This window comes from Bacillus oleivorans, assembly GCF_900207585.1.
GTDB classification, from domain to species: domain Bacteria; phylum Bacillota; class Bacilli; order Bacillales; family JC228; genus Bacillus_BF; species Bacillus_BF oleivorans.
The window spans coordinates 185,556-203,193 of sequence record NZ_OAOP01000006.1 but is presented as its reverse complement, the minus strand read 5'-3'; the positions used below and the strand labels follow the sequence as shown (position 1 = coordinate 203,193).

Below are 17,638 nucleotides of genomic sequence, written 5' to 3'. Positions count from 1 at the left end.
TCTTTACACCTGCTAAATAAATATAAACAGAGTCGTAACCATCCGTTAATATTTGAAAATTACACTGAATTTAATTACAGAACTTGATGGAAATTCCAGAATAAAGGGGGATTTGAAGGAAATTTGCAAGTTAATTTGTCATTTTCTGTAGCCCTATTTTTTAAGAGATTGGAGAGAGCAGGAGAATGAAACGAATCCTTTCTATAATTCTTTGCTTGGTAATCGTACTCAATCCATTTGTACAAACCGCAAATGCGATTAGCGATTCCAGTGAGCAGAATATCATAGAAAATAATATGCCGGTTATTTTTACAGAAGTTTATCCGAATGACAAATCAAATAGTCATATAGATGGAGCAGGGGAAAATGATTTATTTGAGTTCGTGGAAATCTATAATACGACAAATCATGATTTAGATTTTAATAGTCTTTATAAAATCAGATATGATTATCTATCTAATAGTAAAGATTTAACCGTAACTGCTGCCGATGATGCAGCCAATGCTGACGTCATCATTCCTGCAAATAGTCCGGCTGTTTTGTGGGTAGAGCGGACAAGCTCTAACATTACCGGTGCAGCAGCAGAGGTAACGGAGGAAGATTTTAGAGAATATCATCATATTCCGGCTGAAGTGCCTATCTTTATCCTGCGCGGGCAAGATGGGCTGAATAATACCGACAGAGGGTTTTACATTACAAATAATGAAAATAATGCTGACATTATTAGCCATGTCCATTATACAAGTGAGGATGTTGGGGACGGCTTAAGCTATCATACAAGGGCTCCGCAAAGTGGTGCCACAGTAGCTAGCTTTGCAAAAAAAGCGGAACCAACTGCAGGGGCTGTAAATGAAGAGCAGCTCATTCCCGCGAGTAACAATGAACCGGCTATTATACATAGTCCTGTTGAATCAGTAAAGGAAGGTTCAGATTTAACTATAACCGCAACCGCTGAAGATGCGGATCAAGATCCTCTTACTATTAATCTATTTTATCGAAATGATGCTACTTTAGAATATAAAGAAGTGGATATGTCACTAGAAGGTGCCGTCTTTTCTTATACAATTTCAGGAACAGAAATCAGTGGAAGTGTTATTGATTATTATATGACTGTAAGTGATGGAACGGCTTCTGTTCAATCCGATACGTTTCAAGCAAAGATTATTGCTTCTGCAGAAGAAGAGGTTCCGGAAGAACAACCCCAAGATCCTGTTGAGCAGCCAGACTATTTGATTCTTTTTACGGAAGTATATCCTAACGACAAAGATAATAGCCATATCAATGGGGCAGGATCGAATGATTTATTCGAGTTTGTCGAAATCTATAACAATAGTAATAACGAGCTTGATTTTAATAGTCAATACAAAATTCGATATGATTGGCGAACAGGCACCAAGGATTTAGCTGTAACCGCTGCGGACGATGCAAATGATCAAAACGTGATTATACCTGCAAACAGTCCAGCTGTATTATGGGTGGAACGAACACACTCTTCGATTACGGGGGATGCTGCACAATTATCAGAAGCAGATTTCAGAGCATACCATCAAATTCCCGAAAATGTACCGGTATTTAAAGTTCGCAATCAGGACGGACTTCCTAATAGCAGTGATCGAAGCTTCTATCTTACAAGTAAGGACAATAATAACAATATCATCAGTGAAATAAGATTTACAGGTGATGATGTATCTGATGGGAAAAGTTTTCATACACGTGTTCCACAGGAAGGAGTAACGGTTGCTGCTTATCTGAGAAAAGGCGATCCAACACCTGGTACGGTCAATGCAGAACAGCTTGTCGCCTCATCAAATGTAAAGCCAGTCATTACACATGATCCGGAAAGCTCGATTCAAACTGGAACAGATTTTACGGTTGATTTTACGGTAGATGATGCCGATGGTGATTCATTAGAGGTGAAATTGTTTTACCGTTTGAATCCATACGGTGAATTTACAGAAGCAGGCGTGGAAGCAACGCAAAATCACGAGTATTCGTATACGATTCCTGCTGATTCAATTTCAGCGGGTGTGATTCACTACTTTATAGAAGCCAATGATGGCGAAGCGATGATTCAGACTGAAATCTATGAGACCGTCGTAAATGATCCAAAAGGCAGCGGTCCCCCAGAAATTTTAATTACCGAACTCACCCCAAATCCAGCTGGGGATTATCGTAAAGGCAGCGGGAACCAGTATGAATTCATGGAAGTTTATAACAACTCCGATGAGGTATTAAATTTAAATGGGTATACCATTTTTTATCTATATCCTAATCATTCTGCAGCACCTAAAAAATGGACAATCACACAAGATACAGCCATTGAGCCATATCGCACAGGTATCATTTGGTTTGCAAAAGAAGCGGTCCGTGATGGGTATACAACTGTAGAGGATTTCAATATTCATTTCAATTCAACAGTGGCAGAGAATACAGTTGTTCTTTACGATAATAAAGATTCATCCGATTTTAATTTGCCAAACTCTTTGCATCGCGGTTTAGCCATTTCAAGCACAGATAGCTTAAATGATATGATCGTGGAAGCATGGTATGATGCATCAAGTATCGGCAGCCCGGACAGGATGGTTAATGATATTCGAAATAGTGCAGTTCTCTATCGTTACCCTGAATCAGGTACAGCAATGGTTCGTACGGGTACAAGAGCATTTTCTAATCCTGGCAGCATTGATAAAGGACAAGTTCCTGCGGTGCCCGGTCGAGATGTGGCTGCTCCAATGATTGAACATGATCAGCCGTTTTATCAAATGCAGGCAGGAACAGATAATAAGATTACAATCACAAGTAATGAAGCATTGTCAAAAGCACAGTTAGTGTATGGCACTGCTGAAGATCAGCTAACAGACTTTACCACTCAGGTTGATATGAGCCTAACAGAACAAGTCGACGGTAAATATGTATATGAAGCCATAATAAATATCACTGACTTGGGTGCATATCGTTATATGGTAATTACAGAAGACGCTAGTGGCAATGTGACAAAGGTTCCTTATAATTCACGCGGTAATCAGGTGACGGTCATTGAAGAAGCAATCGGAATTGAGCTCCCAGAAGTTGGCTTATCATTAGCTGATGGAGATATGGTTAGCGGTAAGGTTGGATTATACGCATATGGTGAATCTGTAAATGATACCATGGTTATTTCCCTCAATGATCAGGAGCTTGAAACGACACCTGCATTACCAGGCAAGGTTCAATTAGGGTTCCAGGCTGGAGGAATTGACTACATTTATCAAGCATCGGCAAGTGCAAAAAATCCTGCTGGAGAAAGGGAATACTTTACAAGGATTTTACCGCGTTATGTAGATGGAGTATGGTACACCTATGATATGCCTCCTGATTATTTTATATCAGACCATCTCGTCTCGATTCATTCAGGCAACGAAAATGTACCTTACGACTTAGATATTCATGATGAGCATTTTAATAAAACTAATTTTGATGATTTTGAAGTGATGAATGTCCATCTTGTCTTACCTGATGGAACCACAGTTAAGCCTCAGAGCGTTCGAAATTATTTAGGTAATTTGCAGCAAACGGTTCTGCCTTACCGTGAAAATGTATATTACGTTTTAGGGGATGGCAGTGCACCAACGAATACAAACCTTACAAAGCCGATGAAGAGTGACTTTATCTTTAACCTTCCAGATGAAAAATTAACGGCTAAGTATACACAAATTGATACAACAGCATATGAGGATGGAACTTATGAACTTCAGTTAAATCGAAATGGTGCGCAAGCTGATTTTGCGAAAATTACCATCGATAATACAGACCCAGTCATTGAAGGGATTACTTATTCCAATGGAAAAATGATAACGGATAAGGAAAAGCTTAAGGGTCATTTCGTATTTGATGTAGAAGCAGCGGATAATATGACGGGCATTTCCAATGTGGAAGCAACATTAAACGGAGAAATCATCACATTGCCTTATGAGACCTCCTCTGCTGAGCTTGCTGCTGGAGATCATGCATTACATGTGACGGTTTATGATGGTGCAGGTAATATATCATCGTATTCGGTAGAATTTACGATCGATACAGAAATACCTAATCAGCCTGCTGAAGTTGCTCCTGCTGATTTTGGGGCGGAAAAGCCTGGACGTGTCACATTAGAAGCAGAGGTTACCGATCCAAGTCAGGACAAAATGGATGTAGCCTTTTATCAGGGAAGCAAGTATGATTTTGCAAGAAAAGATGGAATCGAAGGATTTAGCAATATTGCGGACAGAGAGCCTCCGTTAACGATTGAAGCTGCTGGTGAAAATGAAATGTCTGAAGCGGATCAGGCAAAAATAGCTTATGCAGATGGTGAATACCTAGTTAATGATTCGACAATGGGATTCCCATATCACCGATTCGAGGTAACCGTGGATGAGGAACTTTCAGCTGGAGATACAGTCGAGCTTTATTGGAAAGGGAAAACCTTCCCAGATCGTAAGGTGACCCTTTATGCTTGGGACTACCTGGAAGAAAAATGGATAGCCTTGAATTCTGCCATAGGCAATGCGGATAAGAGTGATATTGTCCTTACTGCGGAAGTAGATAAAGAACATTTCATTAAAGCTGGCAAAATTCAAGCAATGGTACAGGACGAAGTGAAAAATGCGAATGATCCTTTTACCATCCTATGGGCAACCGATACCCAGTATTATGCCGAAAGCTATCATTATATTTGGGACGGTTTAGGTGATTGGATAGTAGACGAATATAATAATGGAAAGTTTGAGTATATGATTCATTCCGGGGATATCGTAAATGTGGCAAACAGTGATGAGCAATGGATGGTAGCTGACCGGAACCTGCAAAAACTGGATAATGCCGGCGTTCCATACGGTGTGCTTGGTGGAAACCATGATAGTATTATCGATGGAATTGACTACTCTTATTACCATAAATGGGTTGGGGAACATCGATATAAAGATAATCCGTGGTATGGCGGCTCCATGGACAATAATCGGAACCACTATGATTTATTGTCATTTGGCGGTCATGACTTCATTATTCTTTACCTTGGCTTTGGCTTGGAAGATACGCCAGAATCCATTGCATGGGCAAATGAAGCGCTGAAAAAGCACTCCGACCGAAATGCTATTTTAGTGATGCATGCCTACTTAGAATACAGTGCAACCCTTTCAAATATGTCACAAAATGTATTCGATCAAATCATTGTGCCGAACGAAAATGTAAAAATGGTTGTGGGTGGCCATTATCATGGGGTAGCAACTCGGGTTACTGAGATTCCTAATCAGGATGGATCCACGAGAAAAGTTCTAGAAATGCTTGCTGACTACCAGGGCGGTCCAAATGGCGGAAATGGATATGTCCGGTACCTGACATTTAATCCTGTTGATGAAACGGTGGATGTTGTCACCTATTCTCCAATTCTAAATGACTATAACTTCTTTGATGAAGAAGGGGTTGATAGTTTTACAGCAGATTACCAACTAATCGATATCAATAAACGTGTTGCAACAGATTACTTCAGTGTAAATGTCTATTCTGACCAGTTGATCGGCACAGATGAAGGAGTATCGTCTGGTGAGAAAGCTGCCACGAAGTGGACAGGCTTGCGACCAAATGAAACCTATTTTTGGTATATGAACATCACAGACGAATATGGGGCAACAAGACAATCTGATATTTTCCGATTTACTACAGATGTAGGTAAGACATCAACAGATAAACCAAGCAATAATGGTAATGAGGAAAAACCCAAGGGAAAATAATGGTGTAGATAAAAAGGCTATGGTAATCAGCAAAAAAGCTGGTATTTAGAATGGGGCAATTAATTGGCCTTATAAAAGTAGTGATTAAAATGGGAATCAGTTTTTATGACTGGTTCCTTTTTTTATGGACTTTTAACTTGGAGAGTGCTGGTTTTTGTTTGGGATATAACAAGGAAACAAACACTATCAAATTTTGTTCAGAAAATGATAGGACTTACCGACCATCAGAATGACCTGCTTCGCCGTTATCCCCTGATTTTATTTTCAAACTAGCGGTAACCACAGGTAATTAGCTAGGATTGACATATTCTTTTAACGAAAGATTTTTTAGTTTAGGTAAAACTTTTTTCATTTTTTCTTCAATATGAACATTTAAATCTCTTTCATATACATAAAAAATTAACACATTCTCAACTTCATAAAGTTTAAATGAAGCTACATTTGTATCTGCCGTTTTATTTCGGAATTCTTGTAACCCTTTTTTACGCTCGTTATTAGAGTTATAAATATAAATTAGTAGTAGTTTATCATTTAATTCGTATGAGTAAGGTCTAACTCCATTAAGTTTCATTCCAAATAAGTCTCTTCCACTAATTTTAATTTCTTTAAGAGTTATTTGTTGTTCTTCAAACGATGAAAGAACATCATTTAGTTTTATTGCATTAGGATCAATTGTTTGGCAAGAAGTCAATAATAGTAAAATTAATATAAAAACCTTTTTCATTTTTACCCCTCCTTACATAATAAGACGTGAAAAAAAAATTATTTGTTTCCATTCTAACGATACAATGCTTTTTTATTTTCAGGTAACAACTTCCTAGCCTTAATCAAGGACTATATCCCCCAATCTCCTACAATTTATTAATCAATCCAACATAATGGGATTGTGGTTTCTCTAATTATATCTTGGTTACTTCAATACTGGTATGGCCTATTAGTTTTGATATGTCCTGTATTGGAACACCAGGGATTTAGCCAGAAAAGGTGCCTTAAACGTGAGCTTTCTCAAGTGGGATTCCGACCAGTTTTGCATATTTTTTTATGTCGTTATGAGCTGACTGCATGGTCGTAGGACCTCTTTCACCTATAAATAAACGCTTAGTATTACTAGCTAAAGGTTGTTTATGGATATTTAAATATTTCCCCTAAGATGTTTAATAATTCCTGCTTGAAAGAGATTTTCTGTTCTTTCCACCTTTACCTCCTTAAATATCTCAATCAAATCGCCAGTGAACCTGACATCACTGGTGCTATTTTTTTCGATAATATCCTGGACGTGACAGGCATTCTATTTAGATCGTTGTATATCGCGTATTATTTACAAAATACCTACATTAACTGCATCAAATTCTCTTGCAATATATTAATAAGTAATTTATAATTTTTGATTATCTGAAAGTTCTAAAGATTATTAACCTAGGAGGCTATCTATGAAACGATTTGTAAAAGGCTTCATTGTTCTTATTATTGTTATGGTTGTACTAGCCGGATGTGGAGGCAGTGAGGAAACAGGCGGTGACTCCGGATCTGGGGTATCTGCCAAAATTGGTGTGATTTCATACATAACAGGTCCTGGTGCAGCCTATGGTGAGGCGATTACTTCTGCACTGGAATTGGCCCAAAAAGAAATTAATGCAGAGGGAGAGGTCCATATCGAGCTGGTGATTGAAGACTCTGCCGGTACACCAGACCAGGCGCTATCTGCTGCGCAAAAGCTGATTAACTCTGAGAATGTAACGGCGATCATCGGACCGACATTGAGTACCGAAATGGAAGTAGTTGGACCGATTGCTGATCAGAATGGGGTGCCAATTTTGGGAACGTCAACAACTGCCCAAGGTATTCCAGAAATCGGAGATTATGTCTTTAGAGATTCAATCCCAGAATCATTGGCTATTCCAGCCTCAGTACAAAAGGCTGTTGAAAAGCTCGGGGTGAAAAAAGTAGCCATTATGTATGGAAATGATGATGTCTTTACGAAAGCTGGCTATGACTCTATGAAACAAGCAGCAGAAGATTTGGGTCTGGAAATCGTCACAACCCAAACATTCCAAAAGGGTCAATCCGACTATAAAGCACAGTTAACGGAAATTAAAGATTTGGCTCCTGACCTCATATTATGTTCTGCTCTTTACAATGAGGGTGCCGTTATTATGAAGCAAGCCCGTGACATTGGGATCGATGTTCCTTTTGTAGGCGGAAATGGGTTTAACTCACCACAAGTGATTGAAATTGCCGGTGATGCCGCAAACGGATTGATTGTCGCCACACCATGGTTTACGGGTAATGAAAGTGAAAAAGTTCAGGAGTTTGTTACAGCCTACAAAGAGGAATATGGCAAGGAACCAGACCAATTTGCTGCCCAAGCCTATGATGGACTTTATATCGTGGCAGAAGCTTTGAAAAAAGCTGGAGAAGCGGATCGGGATAAATTACGCGATGCCTTAGCTGAGACAAAAGATTTTGAAGGTGTACTTGGCACGATTTCCTTTGATGAAGAAGGCGATGTGGTCATGGATCCAATCGTTCTGACTATTCAAGATGGTGCATTTGGAATTTATGAGTAATACTTTGGATGATTTTAAAGGTGAAATCGTAAATATTTTAAGACATTAAATATTCCTATCAATAAATTAAACCATGGCGGCCAAACCAATGTGCCGCCATGAGTGTTTCTTTTAACTTGGCTGTTTTCGTAAAGATTGTTGCTGCATGAATATATTTTTTAAATTGTAGTGGAATGGAGCGGAAGACACCCCGAGTCCTCATAAAATGCATTCGCATTTTCTTCGTGCGATGTTTATGCTGCCGAAGCCTTCCTTGTCCTGCGGGAAGTAGAGTGAGCCTCTAGACCCCGCAGGCAAAGCCGAGGAGGCTCAGGCCACCTCCCCGGGGAATCTTGTGTCTGGAGCGAAATGGAACGGATATATTTGTCTCCATTAAAATCAACAAAGTATGCGAAAACAGCCTTTAACTAAGAAAATGGCAGGAGAAGGATGTGGATTCATGTTACTCGAACAACTAATCAATGGGATTACGACAGGAAGTATCTATGCTATTGTTGCTCTCGGATTCACGCTCGTTTTCGGAGTACTGGGGATTATTAACATGGCCCATGGGGAAATTTTTATGTTTGGGGCTTTTATGGGAGTGGTCATCACCAGTACGTTAGAGGGTTCAATTTGGCTCGCATTCGCAGTAGCCATTGTCGTCACTGCCATCATGGGGTGGCTGCTCGAATTTTTTGCGTTGCGTCCTCTCCGGGAAAAGCAAGGTGTGTCTCACCTCGCCCTTTTGATCAGCACAATTGGTGTTTCAATTTTACTGGAGAACTTGGCGGATAAAATTTTTGGATCCGGAAACCAGCCGGTTACAAACAGTTTTTCAGAAATTCGTTTTACGATTGGATCGGTCAATATCTACTTAGTGCAAATTGTAATTTTTTGCATTTCGATTGCGCTTATGATTGCTCTATCTTATTGGCTCTTAAAAACAAAAGGCGGCAAAGCGCTGCGGGCCACCGCTGAAAATTTAGAGACTGCTAGTCTTCTAGGTGTGAACGTAAAGCGAATTATAACCATTACCGTGGTCCTGGCCTCTGTAATCGGTGGAATAGCTGGTATTCTCGTGGGGATGGCGTTTAGTTCCGTCAATCCGCAAATGGGATTGTCGATAGGTTTAAAAGGGTTGGCCATCATTATTTTAGGCGGAATGGGGAATGTCAAAGGTGCCGTTGTAGGCGGAATGATTCTTGGCATTTCGGAAACGCTTGTTGTTACGGTCGGATATTCAGGCTATCGTGACGCAATTGCCTTTGTCATGATCATTATTATTTTGTTAGTACGACCACAAGGAATCTATGGGAAAAAAGCAGCATGATTATTTAAGGGGGTGAGTCCATGCTGGACCTATTACTCAATCCATATTATCTGCAAGTGGCATCATTTATCCTTATTAATGTCATTCTTGGATTAAGTATCTATGTGACACTTGCATCTGGCCAACTATCACTGGGAACGGCCGGATTTATGGCCGTTGGTGCCTATACAACTGCACTCATAACAACGAACAATGAAATACCGATCATCATTGGCATATTGGCTGGTCCCTTACTCGCAGGAATCATCGGTATACTAATTGGAGTTGCTGCTCTTCGATTACAAGGCGTGTTTTTGGCGATCGCTACATTAGGGTTTGGCGAGATTGTCCGTGTGATCCTCGTCAACATGGAATCTGTAACGAATGGCGCGATTGGAATATCTAGAATCCCGCAATTGGGAAATCAAATATATGCCAGCCTTGAAAAAATAGGCTTTTCAGCTGATATGATTGGTTTACAAAAAAATCAAGTCGTTTTTCTTTCTATTTTTATGGTGCTTCTTTTAGTTGTGATTTTATTAATCTTCTTTTTTGTAAGGCAAAGCAGCTCTCGTGTAGGAAGGGCATTTTCCGCGATAAAAATGGATGAAAATGCCGCTGCTTCTATGGGAGTCAATGTTACATATTACAAGGTGCTTTCTTTTGCACAGGGCGCACTTTTTGCAGGACTTGCCGGTGCTTTGTATGCACATGTCATGTCTTTTATCAGTCCAGAGGATTTTTCTTATCAGCGGGCGGTTGAAACATTAGTATATACGGTATTTGGCGGAAGTGAAGTGGTAGCTGGTGCGGTATTTGGCGGATTTTTCTTAACCTTGCTTCCTGAGATTTTGCGGCCGATTAGTGAGTATCGCTATATGATTTATGGCGTGTTGTTAGTAGCTATGATGTATTACCGGCCACAAGGAATTATTGATCAGCATATGATTCGTGGATTCAAAAGGCGTTTGCTAGCTAGAAGGGGGCGGTCACATGGTATTAGCAGTGGACAAGATCAGTAAGCAATTCGGCGGATTAACGGCATTGTCGGAGGTTACCTTTTCCATTGAGAAAGGAGAAATCTTCGGACTGATTGGACCGAATGGTGCCGGAAAAACGACGATGTTTAATATGATTACCGCCATGCTAACTCCCACATCTGGCGAAATCTATTTATCTGGAGAGAAAATTACAGGGTTAAAGACACACCAAATTACCGAGAAAGGGACTTGCAGAACGTTCCAAAATATCCGGCTGTTTTCAGAGATGACGGTCTTGGAAAACGTAATGATGGGCACTCATGCCAGAACAAAATCGGGTGTATGGAGCAGTGTATTCCGTACCAAAAAACAAAAACTTGAAGAACAGAAAATCCAGGAGAAAGCTAGGAATTTATTAGAAACCGTCCATTTACTACATGAAGAAGATACAATTGCTAAAAATCTTGCCTATGGACAGCAAAGAAGACTGGAAATTGCGAGGGCGCTTGCCAGTGATCCAATTCTGCTTTTATTAGATGAACCTGCTGCCGGCATGAATGAACACGAAACAGAAGAGCTGCATCAGCTGATTTTGAAGATTCGGGGGATGGGGATTACGGTATTGTTAATCGAGCATGATATGCCGCTTGTTATGAAAACATGTGACCGAATTGCTGTTTTGAACTTTGGCAAGAAAATTGCTGAAGGAGTGCCAAAGGAAATTCAAAGCAATCCAGAAGTGATTGAAGCCTACCTCGGTTCGGAGGGAGATGATGAAATTGCTTAATGTCTCAGGAGTACAGACGTTTTACGGAAATATCCAGGCTTTAAAAGGTGTTGACCTTCAAGTGGAAGAGGGAAGTATTGTCACGATTCTCGGGGCAAATGGTGCCGGGAAGTCCACCTTGATGAAAACAATTGTAGGCTTATTAAAACCTAAGCATGGAACGATTCATTTCCTCGGTGATAATGTGACAGGATTACGTCCCGATCAGCTGATCCGAAAGGGAATTGCTCTTGTACCTGAGGGACGAGCGATGCTTGCTGATATGACTGTTATGGAAAACCTCGATATGGGTGCATATCACCGGAAGGACAAGACAATAGCAAAAGACATCGAAGCGGTGATGGAACGCTTTCCGATTTTAAAGGAACGGCAAAATCAGCTCGCGGGAACCTTATCTGGGGGTCAGCAGCAGATGCTTGCTATTGCCCGGGCCTTACTGGGAAAACCAAAGCTTTTGTTAATGGATGAACCATCAATGGGACTTGCGCCGATTGTAGTTGCTGACATTTTTAAGTTGATTAAAGAAATTAACGAAGCTGGGACAACTATTTTGCTGGTTGAACAAAATGCAAGACTGGCCTTGAAAATTGCCAATTATGGCTACGTATTAGAAACTGGGAAGATCACTGCGGAAGGAAATGCGAAGGAATTATTAGAAAATCCGCGGATTGTTGAAGCGTACTTAGGTGCATAGTCTAGTGAATGGCTGACATAGTAATAAAACAGGGAAGGGGAACGAGGCTCTCCTTCTCTTATTCACACTTTTGAATCTATAAAATTTTAACGATGATGCAAATTCGACGCAGTCAAAATTTTTAGGAAAAAAGTATAAGTGCAACTAGGCAATCGTCTGCGCCTACCGGCTTGACGCTAGCCAAGTTTTCTTTATAGGAAGGGTGTGAAAAGGTGAAAGTATCCTTATTTATTACCTGTCTGGGAGAGGTATTCTTTCCGAATATCGGAAAGGATGTTGTAGAGGTACTGGAGCGATTGGGCTGTGAGGTCGATTTTCCCAAAGCTCAAACTTGCTGCGGGCAGCCTGCCTATAACAGCGGCTACCGGAAAGAGGCCATCAAGGCAGCCAAGCATATGATTAAAACATTTGAGCAGTCTGACTATGTAGTATCACCGTCTGGTTCTTGTGCGTCGATGTTCCATGAATACAAAACACTTTTTGAAGATGACATGGTATGGCGGGAAAGAGCCCAGGCTTTGGCGGGAAAAACCTATGAATTCACTCAATTTATCGTAGACGTTCTCAAGGTAGAAGATGTGGGAGCAACCTACCCTGCAAAAGCAACCTATCATTCCTCCTGTCATATGACACGGCTTCTCGGTGTGGAAAATGCTCCTATGAAACTTCTAAACCATGTAAAGGATTTACAATTAGTACCACTAAATAATAGCTATGATTGCTGCGGATTTGGCGGAACATTTTCAGTCAAAATGTCTCCTATATCAGAACAAATGGTTGATGAGAAGATCCGTCATATAGAAAATACGGAGGCCACTGTGCTGATCGGAGCGGATAATGGATGTTTGATGAATATCAGGGGACGGGTGAATCGTCTTGGAAAACCGATTGAGATCAAGCATATTGCCGAGATTTTGAATCAACAAGTATAAGTTTGCTAAGCCAACGGATGGTCATACCGATTCCATGTACGACTGGAGGCTGTGAGATGTCGATAAAAATTGGGGATAAACCCTTTCATGATCATGTAGAGCAGGAGCTGCAAAACAATTTTATGCGGAAGGCAATCTCTTCTGCTCAGGATAGCTTACGATCGAGAAAGATTCAGGCAACGACCGCAGATGAAAATTTTGGAGATTGGGAAGAGTGGCGTAATGCAGGTGCAGAAATCCGCAGGCATACACTAGAGAATCTTGATTTTTACCTAGAGCAGCTTAGCGAAAAGGTTGCAGAACTCGGGGGTCATGTGTTTTTTGCCCAGACAGCAGAAGACGCAAATCAATACATACAATCTGTGATTAAACAAAAAAATGCAAAAACGATTGTGAAAACAAAATCGATGGTTACCGAAGAGATTGGCTTAAATGGAGTACTGGAAAACTTGGGCTGTGAAGTGATCGAGACAGATCTTGGGGAATATATTTTGCAAATCGATGAAGACCGGCCGTCTCATATAATTGCCCCTGCTTTACATAAGAATAAGGAACAGGTTCGAGATACGTATCGGCAAAAGATTGGCTATAAAGGTACAGAGAATCCTGCTGAATTAACCGCCTATACGAGGAAGGTATTGCGTGATAAGTTTTTGCATGCAGATGTCGGGATTACAGGTTGCAATTTTGCGGTGGCTGAGACTGGTACCGTAACACTTGTGACCAATGAAGGCAATGCGAATATGGTAACGTCTCTGCCGAAAACACAAATCAGTGTGATGGGAATGGAGCGAATTGTCCCAACATGGGCCGATCTGGATGTAATCGTAAGTATATTATGCCGCAGTGCTGTCGGTCAAAAAATATCTACTTATGTAACCGCAGTTTCACCGAATCTTGAGGGAGATGCGGTCGATGCACCGAACGATTTTCATTTGGTGATTTTGGATGGCGGTCGCTCCAAAGCTCTCGGAACAGAGTTTCAGGAGGCATTACATTGTATTCGCTGTGCCGCTTGCGTCAATGTTTGCCCAGTTTATCGCCAGATTGGCGGCCATGCGTACGGTTCGATTTATCAAGGACCGATCGGTGCTGTTCTTTCCCCAATCCTAGGCGGGTACAAAGAGTACGATCAGTTGCCGTATGCCTCAAGTTTATGCGGAGCGTGTACAGAGGCTTGTCCAGTAAAAATTCCGCTTCACGAATTGCTGGTTAGACATCGTGAGCGAATTGTGGCTGGAGAAGGTAACGTTGGGGTGGGTGAAAAATTTTTAATGAAATGGTTCGGCATGCTTGTCTCTTCTCCATCCCTCTATCAAACGACTGTGAAATCAGCGCCTGTGATTTCGAAACCTTTAAGTAAGGATGGAATCATGTCAAAGGGAGCAGGACCCTTAAAAGCCTGGTCAGAAAGCCGTGATTTCCCCGCACCAAGCACAGAGAATTTCCGGAAATGGTTTGACACTCACAGGCAAGGGGGGCAAGTTCATGACTAGAGGAATGATTTATAATCGAGAGAATTTTTTAAACCATATAGCAGGTGAACTTGGGCGTGAACGGAAAAAGGAGGTCACCAGACCTGAAAAACAGTATCAGCCCCAGCTGAAGGTATTTGCGAAAATGACTCCTGATCAGCTTCTTGAGGAGCTGATCCGCGCCTGCGAACGGATTCATACAGAAGTTTTTGTCACAAATGCTGCGTCTATTGAAAAAACGCTAAAAAGGCAGATAGAAGCATATGGCGGCGGGCCAATTGTAACAGCAGAAGACCTACGCTTCTTCGGATTTGGACTAGGGATGTTGTTAGAACAGGAAAATGTACACAAATGGGACCCATCTCTGGGAAAAGAAAATATAGAAATAGCTGAAAAAGCAAATATCGGAATTATGTTTAGTGATATAACATTGGCAGAATCGGGAACGGTTGTCATTTTAAATAATAAAAACAAAGCAAGAGCCATCAGCTTATTGCCAACAACCTTTATTGCCATTATTCCTAAAAGCACGATCGTTCCAAGATTTACGCAAGCAGCACAAGAAATTGAAAGAAGAATGCAGACAGGACAAACGATTGCTTCCTGTATTAATTTTATCTCTGGTCCGAGTAATAGTGCTGATATTGAGTATAATCTTGTTGTTGGTGTCCATGGCCCGATTCGGGTGTCGTATATTGTAGTCGAGGACCGGTAGAAACAGCAAATTATCAAATTCACGATTGTGGGTAGGTTTTCGCTTAAGGATAATAAGCTTTTTCGAGTGAAAAAATGGTAGTGCGGGTCAAAATGTTGTTCTATCGGTCAAAATTAGTTTCTACGGGTCAAAATTGCGTTCTATGAGTCTAATCGGTGTGTCTACGGGTCAAAATTAGGATTCTACCGGTCAAAATCCGTTTCTGCGGGTCAAAATCTCGTTCTATGAGTCAAACCTGGTTTCTACAAGTCAACATCCCGTTCTATCGGTCAAAATTTTGTTCTTTAACAAAATGACTAGGCTGATTGACAACAGCAGATAATAAAATGAATAAACATCAAAGGAGGGGTATTGTGACTGAAGGAAAAAATCCAAGAGATGTAAATGCGAAACCAAACGATAAGCCAGTAAAAAAACCTGTAGAGTATAGAGGCGGTTTTTACACGAAAGCAGAAAAAGAGAAGTAAAAAAGGGACAGCCGATATGAATTGGCTGTCTTTCTTTATCCAGGTATTGCTGTGTCTAATTCAAAGCAGTAAAAATTATCATCCAGATATATTTTGGTTTGGATTTTGAGAGCTATTGGATTCTGATTGTTTGTTTCTTTTTTTATCAAAAAATCGGACTGAAGTAACAAAGACTCTTGAGGACCAGAATGTCAGTGTGAGATAGATTAAAGTGTTGAGCCAATTCCATTGTCTGCTGTAATTTATTAATTTTGTCTTTCTTTGAAGCCATTCTTCAACTAATGTCATTGGAATACTAAGGAAAAAAACGCTTAAGATTGCGCTTAATCCCTTCATTTTATTGGTTATCCGGCTGTAAACTACGCATACCATCGGGAAAACAATATAATCAAATATAATGTTCGTATCATAAGAGCGGGAAAAGTATCTTGTTGGGTATTGAACTAATTTATTCTTTGCGATTGGTGTATCAATCAAACTTGAAATAATTCCTTTAAATAGATAAACAAGAAACCAGTCTTTGATCGAACCCTTTCTAAATGCCAAATACGAACCAACTAATCCAGAAATGGTTATCAAATGCAAAATGGATCTATCTTTCATGGCAATACCCCTCTAAATCACTTTCTATAATCTAAAATTCTTTCCTGTTCATTTAATATTTCCCTCTTTATTCAATTTATGAGATACATTTCATTTAAATATCGAAAGCTAGCTAATCTGTACAGATTCACCAATACAGTAAACGAGTCTGCTGAAACCGTTTCGGCAGACTCGTTTTTAGCGTTTTTTATTGATTATGTTTTCTAATAGTAAATTGATCTTCAAGAATCGTCCAATTCTGCGGGAACGGTTCACCTAAAACCCAATAAGCAACCCCACGCAGACCGTATTCTTTTATCAGATTAAATTTAGCCTGAGCACTTTGTTCATTTTCAAACCAAACCACGTGTTTTTGATTGTTGTCGTCTGTGTAATTAAAAAAAGGGGCTTGTGATTCGTTATCAAATTGGACGGTTACCCCTTCTTTAACCGCAAGGTCAGCTGCATCCTGCGGTGCTATTCTTTTGGCAAATTCACCGCCCTCTACATATGGTAATGTCCAATCATAACCGTAAAGAGGGGAGCCCATCACGATTTTCTCCCGAGGTATGACAGAAGCCGCATAATCTATTACTTGTCTTACTTGAGGGATTGGAGATACCGCCATTGGAGGACCGCCAGACCATCCCCATTCATACGTCATTAAAATCACAAAATCCGCAAGTTCCCCATGGCGTTTATAATCGTGTGCACCATGCCATGGTCCGCTTTGTTCGTCACTTGTTTTTGGAGCTAATGCAGTTGAAACCGTGAACCCAGCCTCTCGAACCTGAGGCAGGATTGTTTCTAGAAAGCCGTTATATAGTTCCCGGTCCTCAGCTCTAATATGTTCAAAGTCGATATTTAAAGCTTCGTAACCCTTATCTTTCATGGTTTGAATAACACCTTGAATGAACCGTTTAGATGCCGCTTTGTCCGTAAAAATCGTATGGGCAATATCCGGAGAAAAATTCCCTTCAGAAAAATTGGTAACAACCATCATTGGCGTGGAGCCAGATTTCCGGGTTGCAGAAAGTGCTTCTTCATCATTAAGTGGAATCAAACTTCCGTCGGGATTAGCCCTATAACTGAAAAAAGCCACATAAGACAAATGCTTCCCAACTTTGTTTACTTCTGAAACAGCTGCATTTGGATCAATGGGTTCAAGAAATCCAATCGAATCGATTGTATGGTTTCCATGGGCGGTTTCCGATGGTAATACATCCTGTCCGTTAGGATTGTTTGACCCTGCCTTAATTTGTTGGACTCTCGGATGCGGATTTGTCTGGTTTAACAGTTCCGCTTCATCTGCATTTTGATTATTCCCAGCACAACCTGAAAGAGGCAGGGAAAGTAAGAGTATCATTAGCAAAAATTTTTTCACAGCCACAACTCCTTAAATTT

12 protein-coding genes are annotated in these 17,638 nt (G+C 40.6%); 9 read left to right on the top strand and 3 right to left on the bottom strand.

The genetic code is table 11. The annotated features are described in order from the left end of the window. The first annotated feature begins 185 nt into the window (after positions 1 to 185). Positions 186 to 5,744 (top strand): metallophosphoesterase, encoded by a 5,559-nt coding sequence (locus tag CRO56_RS14650; protein WP_097159362.1) that lies wholly within the window; start codon positions 186 to 188, stop codon positions 5,742 to 5,744. A 289-nt stretch (positions 5,745 to 6,033) separates the two neighbouring features. Here CRO56_RS14650 and CRO56_RS14645 read toward each other — a convergent pair whose 3' ends face one another. Continuing rightward, on the bottom strand, positions 6,034 to 6,468 hold the full coding sequence (locus CRO56_RS14645; RefSeq protein ID WP_097159361.1) for a hypothetical protein: 435 nt from the start codon (positions 6,466 to 6,468) through the stop codon (positions 6,034 to 6,036). 706 nt (positions 6,469 to 7,174) lie between these two features. Here CRO56_RS14645 and CRO56_RS14640 point away from each other — a divergent pair. The 8 genes from CRO56_RS14640 to CRO56_RS14605 all read left to right on the top strand — a co-directional run bounded on the left by CRO56_RS14640 (position 7,175) and on the right by CRO56_RS14605 (position 15,185). Then, positions 7,175 to 8,311 carry an ABC transporter substrate-binding protein gene (locus CRO56_RS14640; protein ID WP_097159360.1) on the top strand — a complete coding sequence of 379 codons (1,137 nt, stop codon included), beginning with the start codon at positions 7,175 to 7,177 and terminating at the stop codon, positions 8,309 to 8,311. Between the two features lie 439 nt (positions 8,312 to 8,750). Continuing rightward, positions 8,751 to 9,623 (top strand): branched-chain amino acid ABC transporter permease, encoded by an 873-nt coding sequence (locus CRO56_RS14635; RefSeq protein WP_097159359.1) that lies wholly within the window; start codon positions 8,751 to 8,753, stop codon positions 9,621 to 9,623. A gap of 20 nt (positions 9,624 to 9,643) precedes the next feature. Continuing rightward, positions 9,644 to 10,624: a branched-chain amino acid ABC transporter permease gene (locus CRO56_RS14630; RefSeq protein ID WP_097159358.1), complete on the top strand. Its 981-nt coding sequence runs from the start codon at positions 9,644 to 9,646 to the stop codon at positions 10,622 to 10,624. Beyond that, positions 10,596 to 11,369 carry an ABC transporter ATP-binding protein gene (locus tag CRO56_RS14625; protein ID WP_097159357.1) on the top strand — a complete coding sequence of 258 codons (774 nt, stop codon included), beginning with the start codon at positions 10,596 to 10,598 and terminating at the stop codon, positions 11,367 to 11,369. The genes CRO56_RS14630 and CRO56_RS14625 overlap by 29 nt, the downstream gene beginning before the upstream one ends. Continuing rightward, the gene (locus CRO56_RS14620) at positions 11,362 to 12,063 is read left to right on the top strand and encodes an ABC transporter ATP-binding protein (protein WP_097159424.1); all 702 of its coding nucleotides are present in this window, start codon (positions 11,362 to 11,364) and stop codon (positions 12,061 to 12,063) included. Before CRO56_RS14625 ends, CRO56_RS14620 begins: the two co-directional genes overlap by 8 nt. Positions 12,064 to 12,275: 212 nt before the next feature. Then, a complete protein-coding gene (locus tag CRO56_RS14615; RefSeq protein ID WP_097159356.1) occupies positions 12,276 to 12,995 on the top strand; it encodes a (Fe-S)-binding protein in 720 nt (239 codons plus the stop codon). Between the two features lie 56 nt (positions 12,996 to 13,051). Then, positions 13,052 to 14,491 carry a LutB/LldF family L-lactate oxidation iron-sulfur protein gene (locus CRO56_RS14610; RefSeq protein ID WP_097159355.1) on the top strand — a complete coding sequence of 480 codons (1,440 nt, stop codon included), beginning with the start codon at positions 13,052 to 13,054 and terminating at the stop codon, positions 14,489 to 14,491. After that, complete coding sequence (locus CRO56_RS14605; protein WP_097159354.1) at positions 14,484 to 15,185, top strand: LutC/YkgG family protein; 702 nt, start codon at positions 14,484 to 14,486, stop codon at positions 15,183 to 15,185. The genes CRO56_RS14610 and CRO56_RS14605 overlap by 8 nt, the downstream gene beginning before the upstream one ends. Positions 15,186 to 15,730: 545 nt before the next feature. On the opposite strand, the gene CRO56_RS14600 is transcribed toward CRO56_RS14605, so the two are convergent. After that, positions 15,731 to 16,255: a CBO0543 family protein gene (locus CRO56_RS14600; protein ID WP_097159353.1), complete on the bottom strand. Its 525-nt coding sequence runs from the start codon at positions 16,253 to 16,255 to the stop codon at positions 15,731 to 15,733. Positions 16,256 to 16,442: 187 nt separating this feature from the next. Further along, the gene (locus tag CRO56_RS14595; protein ID WP_097159352.1) at positions 16,443 to 17,618 is read right to left on the bottom strand and encodes a glycosyl hydrolase family 18 protein; all 1,176 of its coding nucleotides are present in this window, start codon (positions 17,616 to 17,618) and stop codon (positions 16,443 to 16,445) included. Positions 17,619 to 17,638 lie beyond the last annotated feature (20 nt).

Excerpts from the sequence above, each read along its gene's own strand:
- CRO56_RS14640 (WP_097159360.1), top strand. The coding sequence starts at position 7,175 with ATGAAACGATTTGTAAAAGGCTTCATTGTTCTTATTATTGTTATGGTT.
- CRO56_RS14635 (WP_097159359.1), top strand. The coding sequence starts at position 8,751 with ATGTTACTCGAACAACTAATCAATGGGATTACGACAGGAAGTATCTAT.
- CRO56_RS14600 (WP_097159353.1), bottom strand. The coding sequence starts at position 16,255 with ATGAAAGATAGATCCATTTTGCATTTGATAACCATTTCTGGATTAGTT.
- CRO56_RS14645 (WP_097159361.1), bottom strand. The coding sequence starts at position 6,468 with ATGAAAAAGGTTTTTATATTAATTTTACTATTATTGACTTCTTGCCAA.
- CRO56_RS14630 (WP_097159358.1), top strand. The coding sequence starts at position 9,644 with ATGCTGGACCTATTACTCAATCCATATTATCTGCAAGTGGCATCATTT.
- CRO56_RS14650 (WP_097159362.1), top strand. The coding sequence starts at position 186 with ATGAAACGAATCCTTTCTATAATTCTTTGCTTGGTAATCGTACTCAAT.
- CRO56_RS14625 (WP_097159357.1), top strand. The coding sequence starts at position 10,596 with ATGGTATTAGCAGTGGACAAGATCAGTAAGCAATTCGGCGGATTAACG.
- CRO56_RS14610 (WP_097159355.1), top strand. The coding sequence starts at position 13,052 with ATGTCGATAAAAATTGGGGATAAACCCTTTCATGATCATGTAGAGCAG.
- CRO56_RS14605 (WP_097159354.1), top strand. The coding sequence starts at position 14,484 with ATGACTAGAGGAATGATTTATAATCGAGAGAATTTTTTAAACCATATA.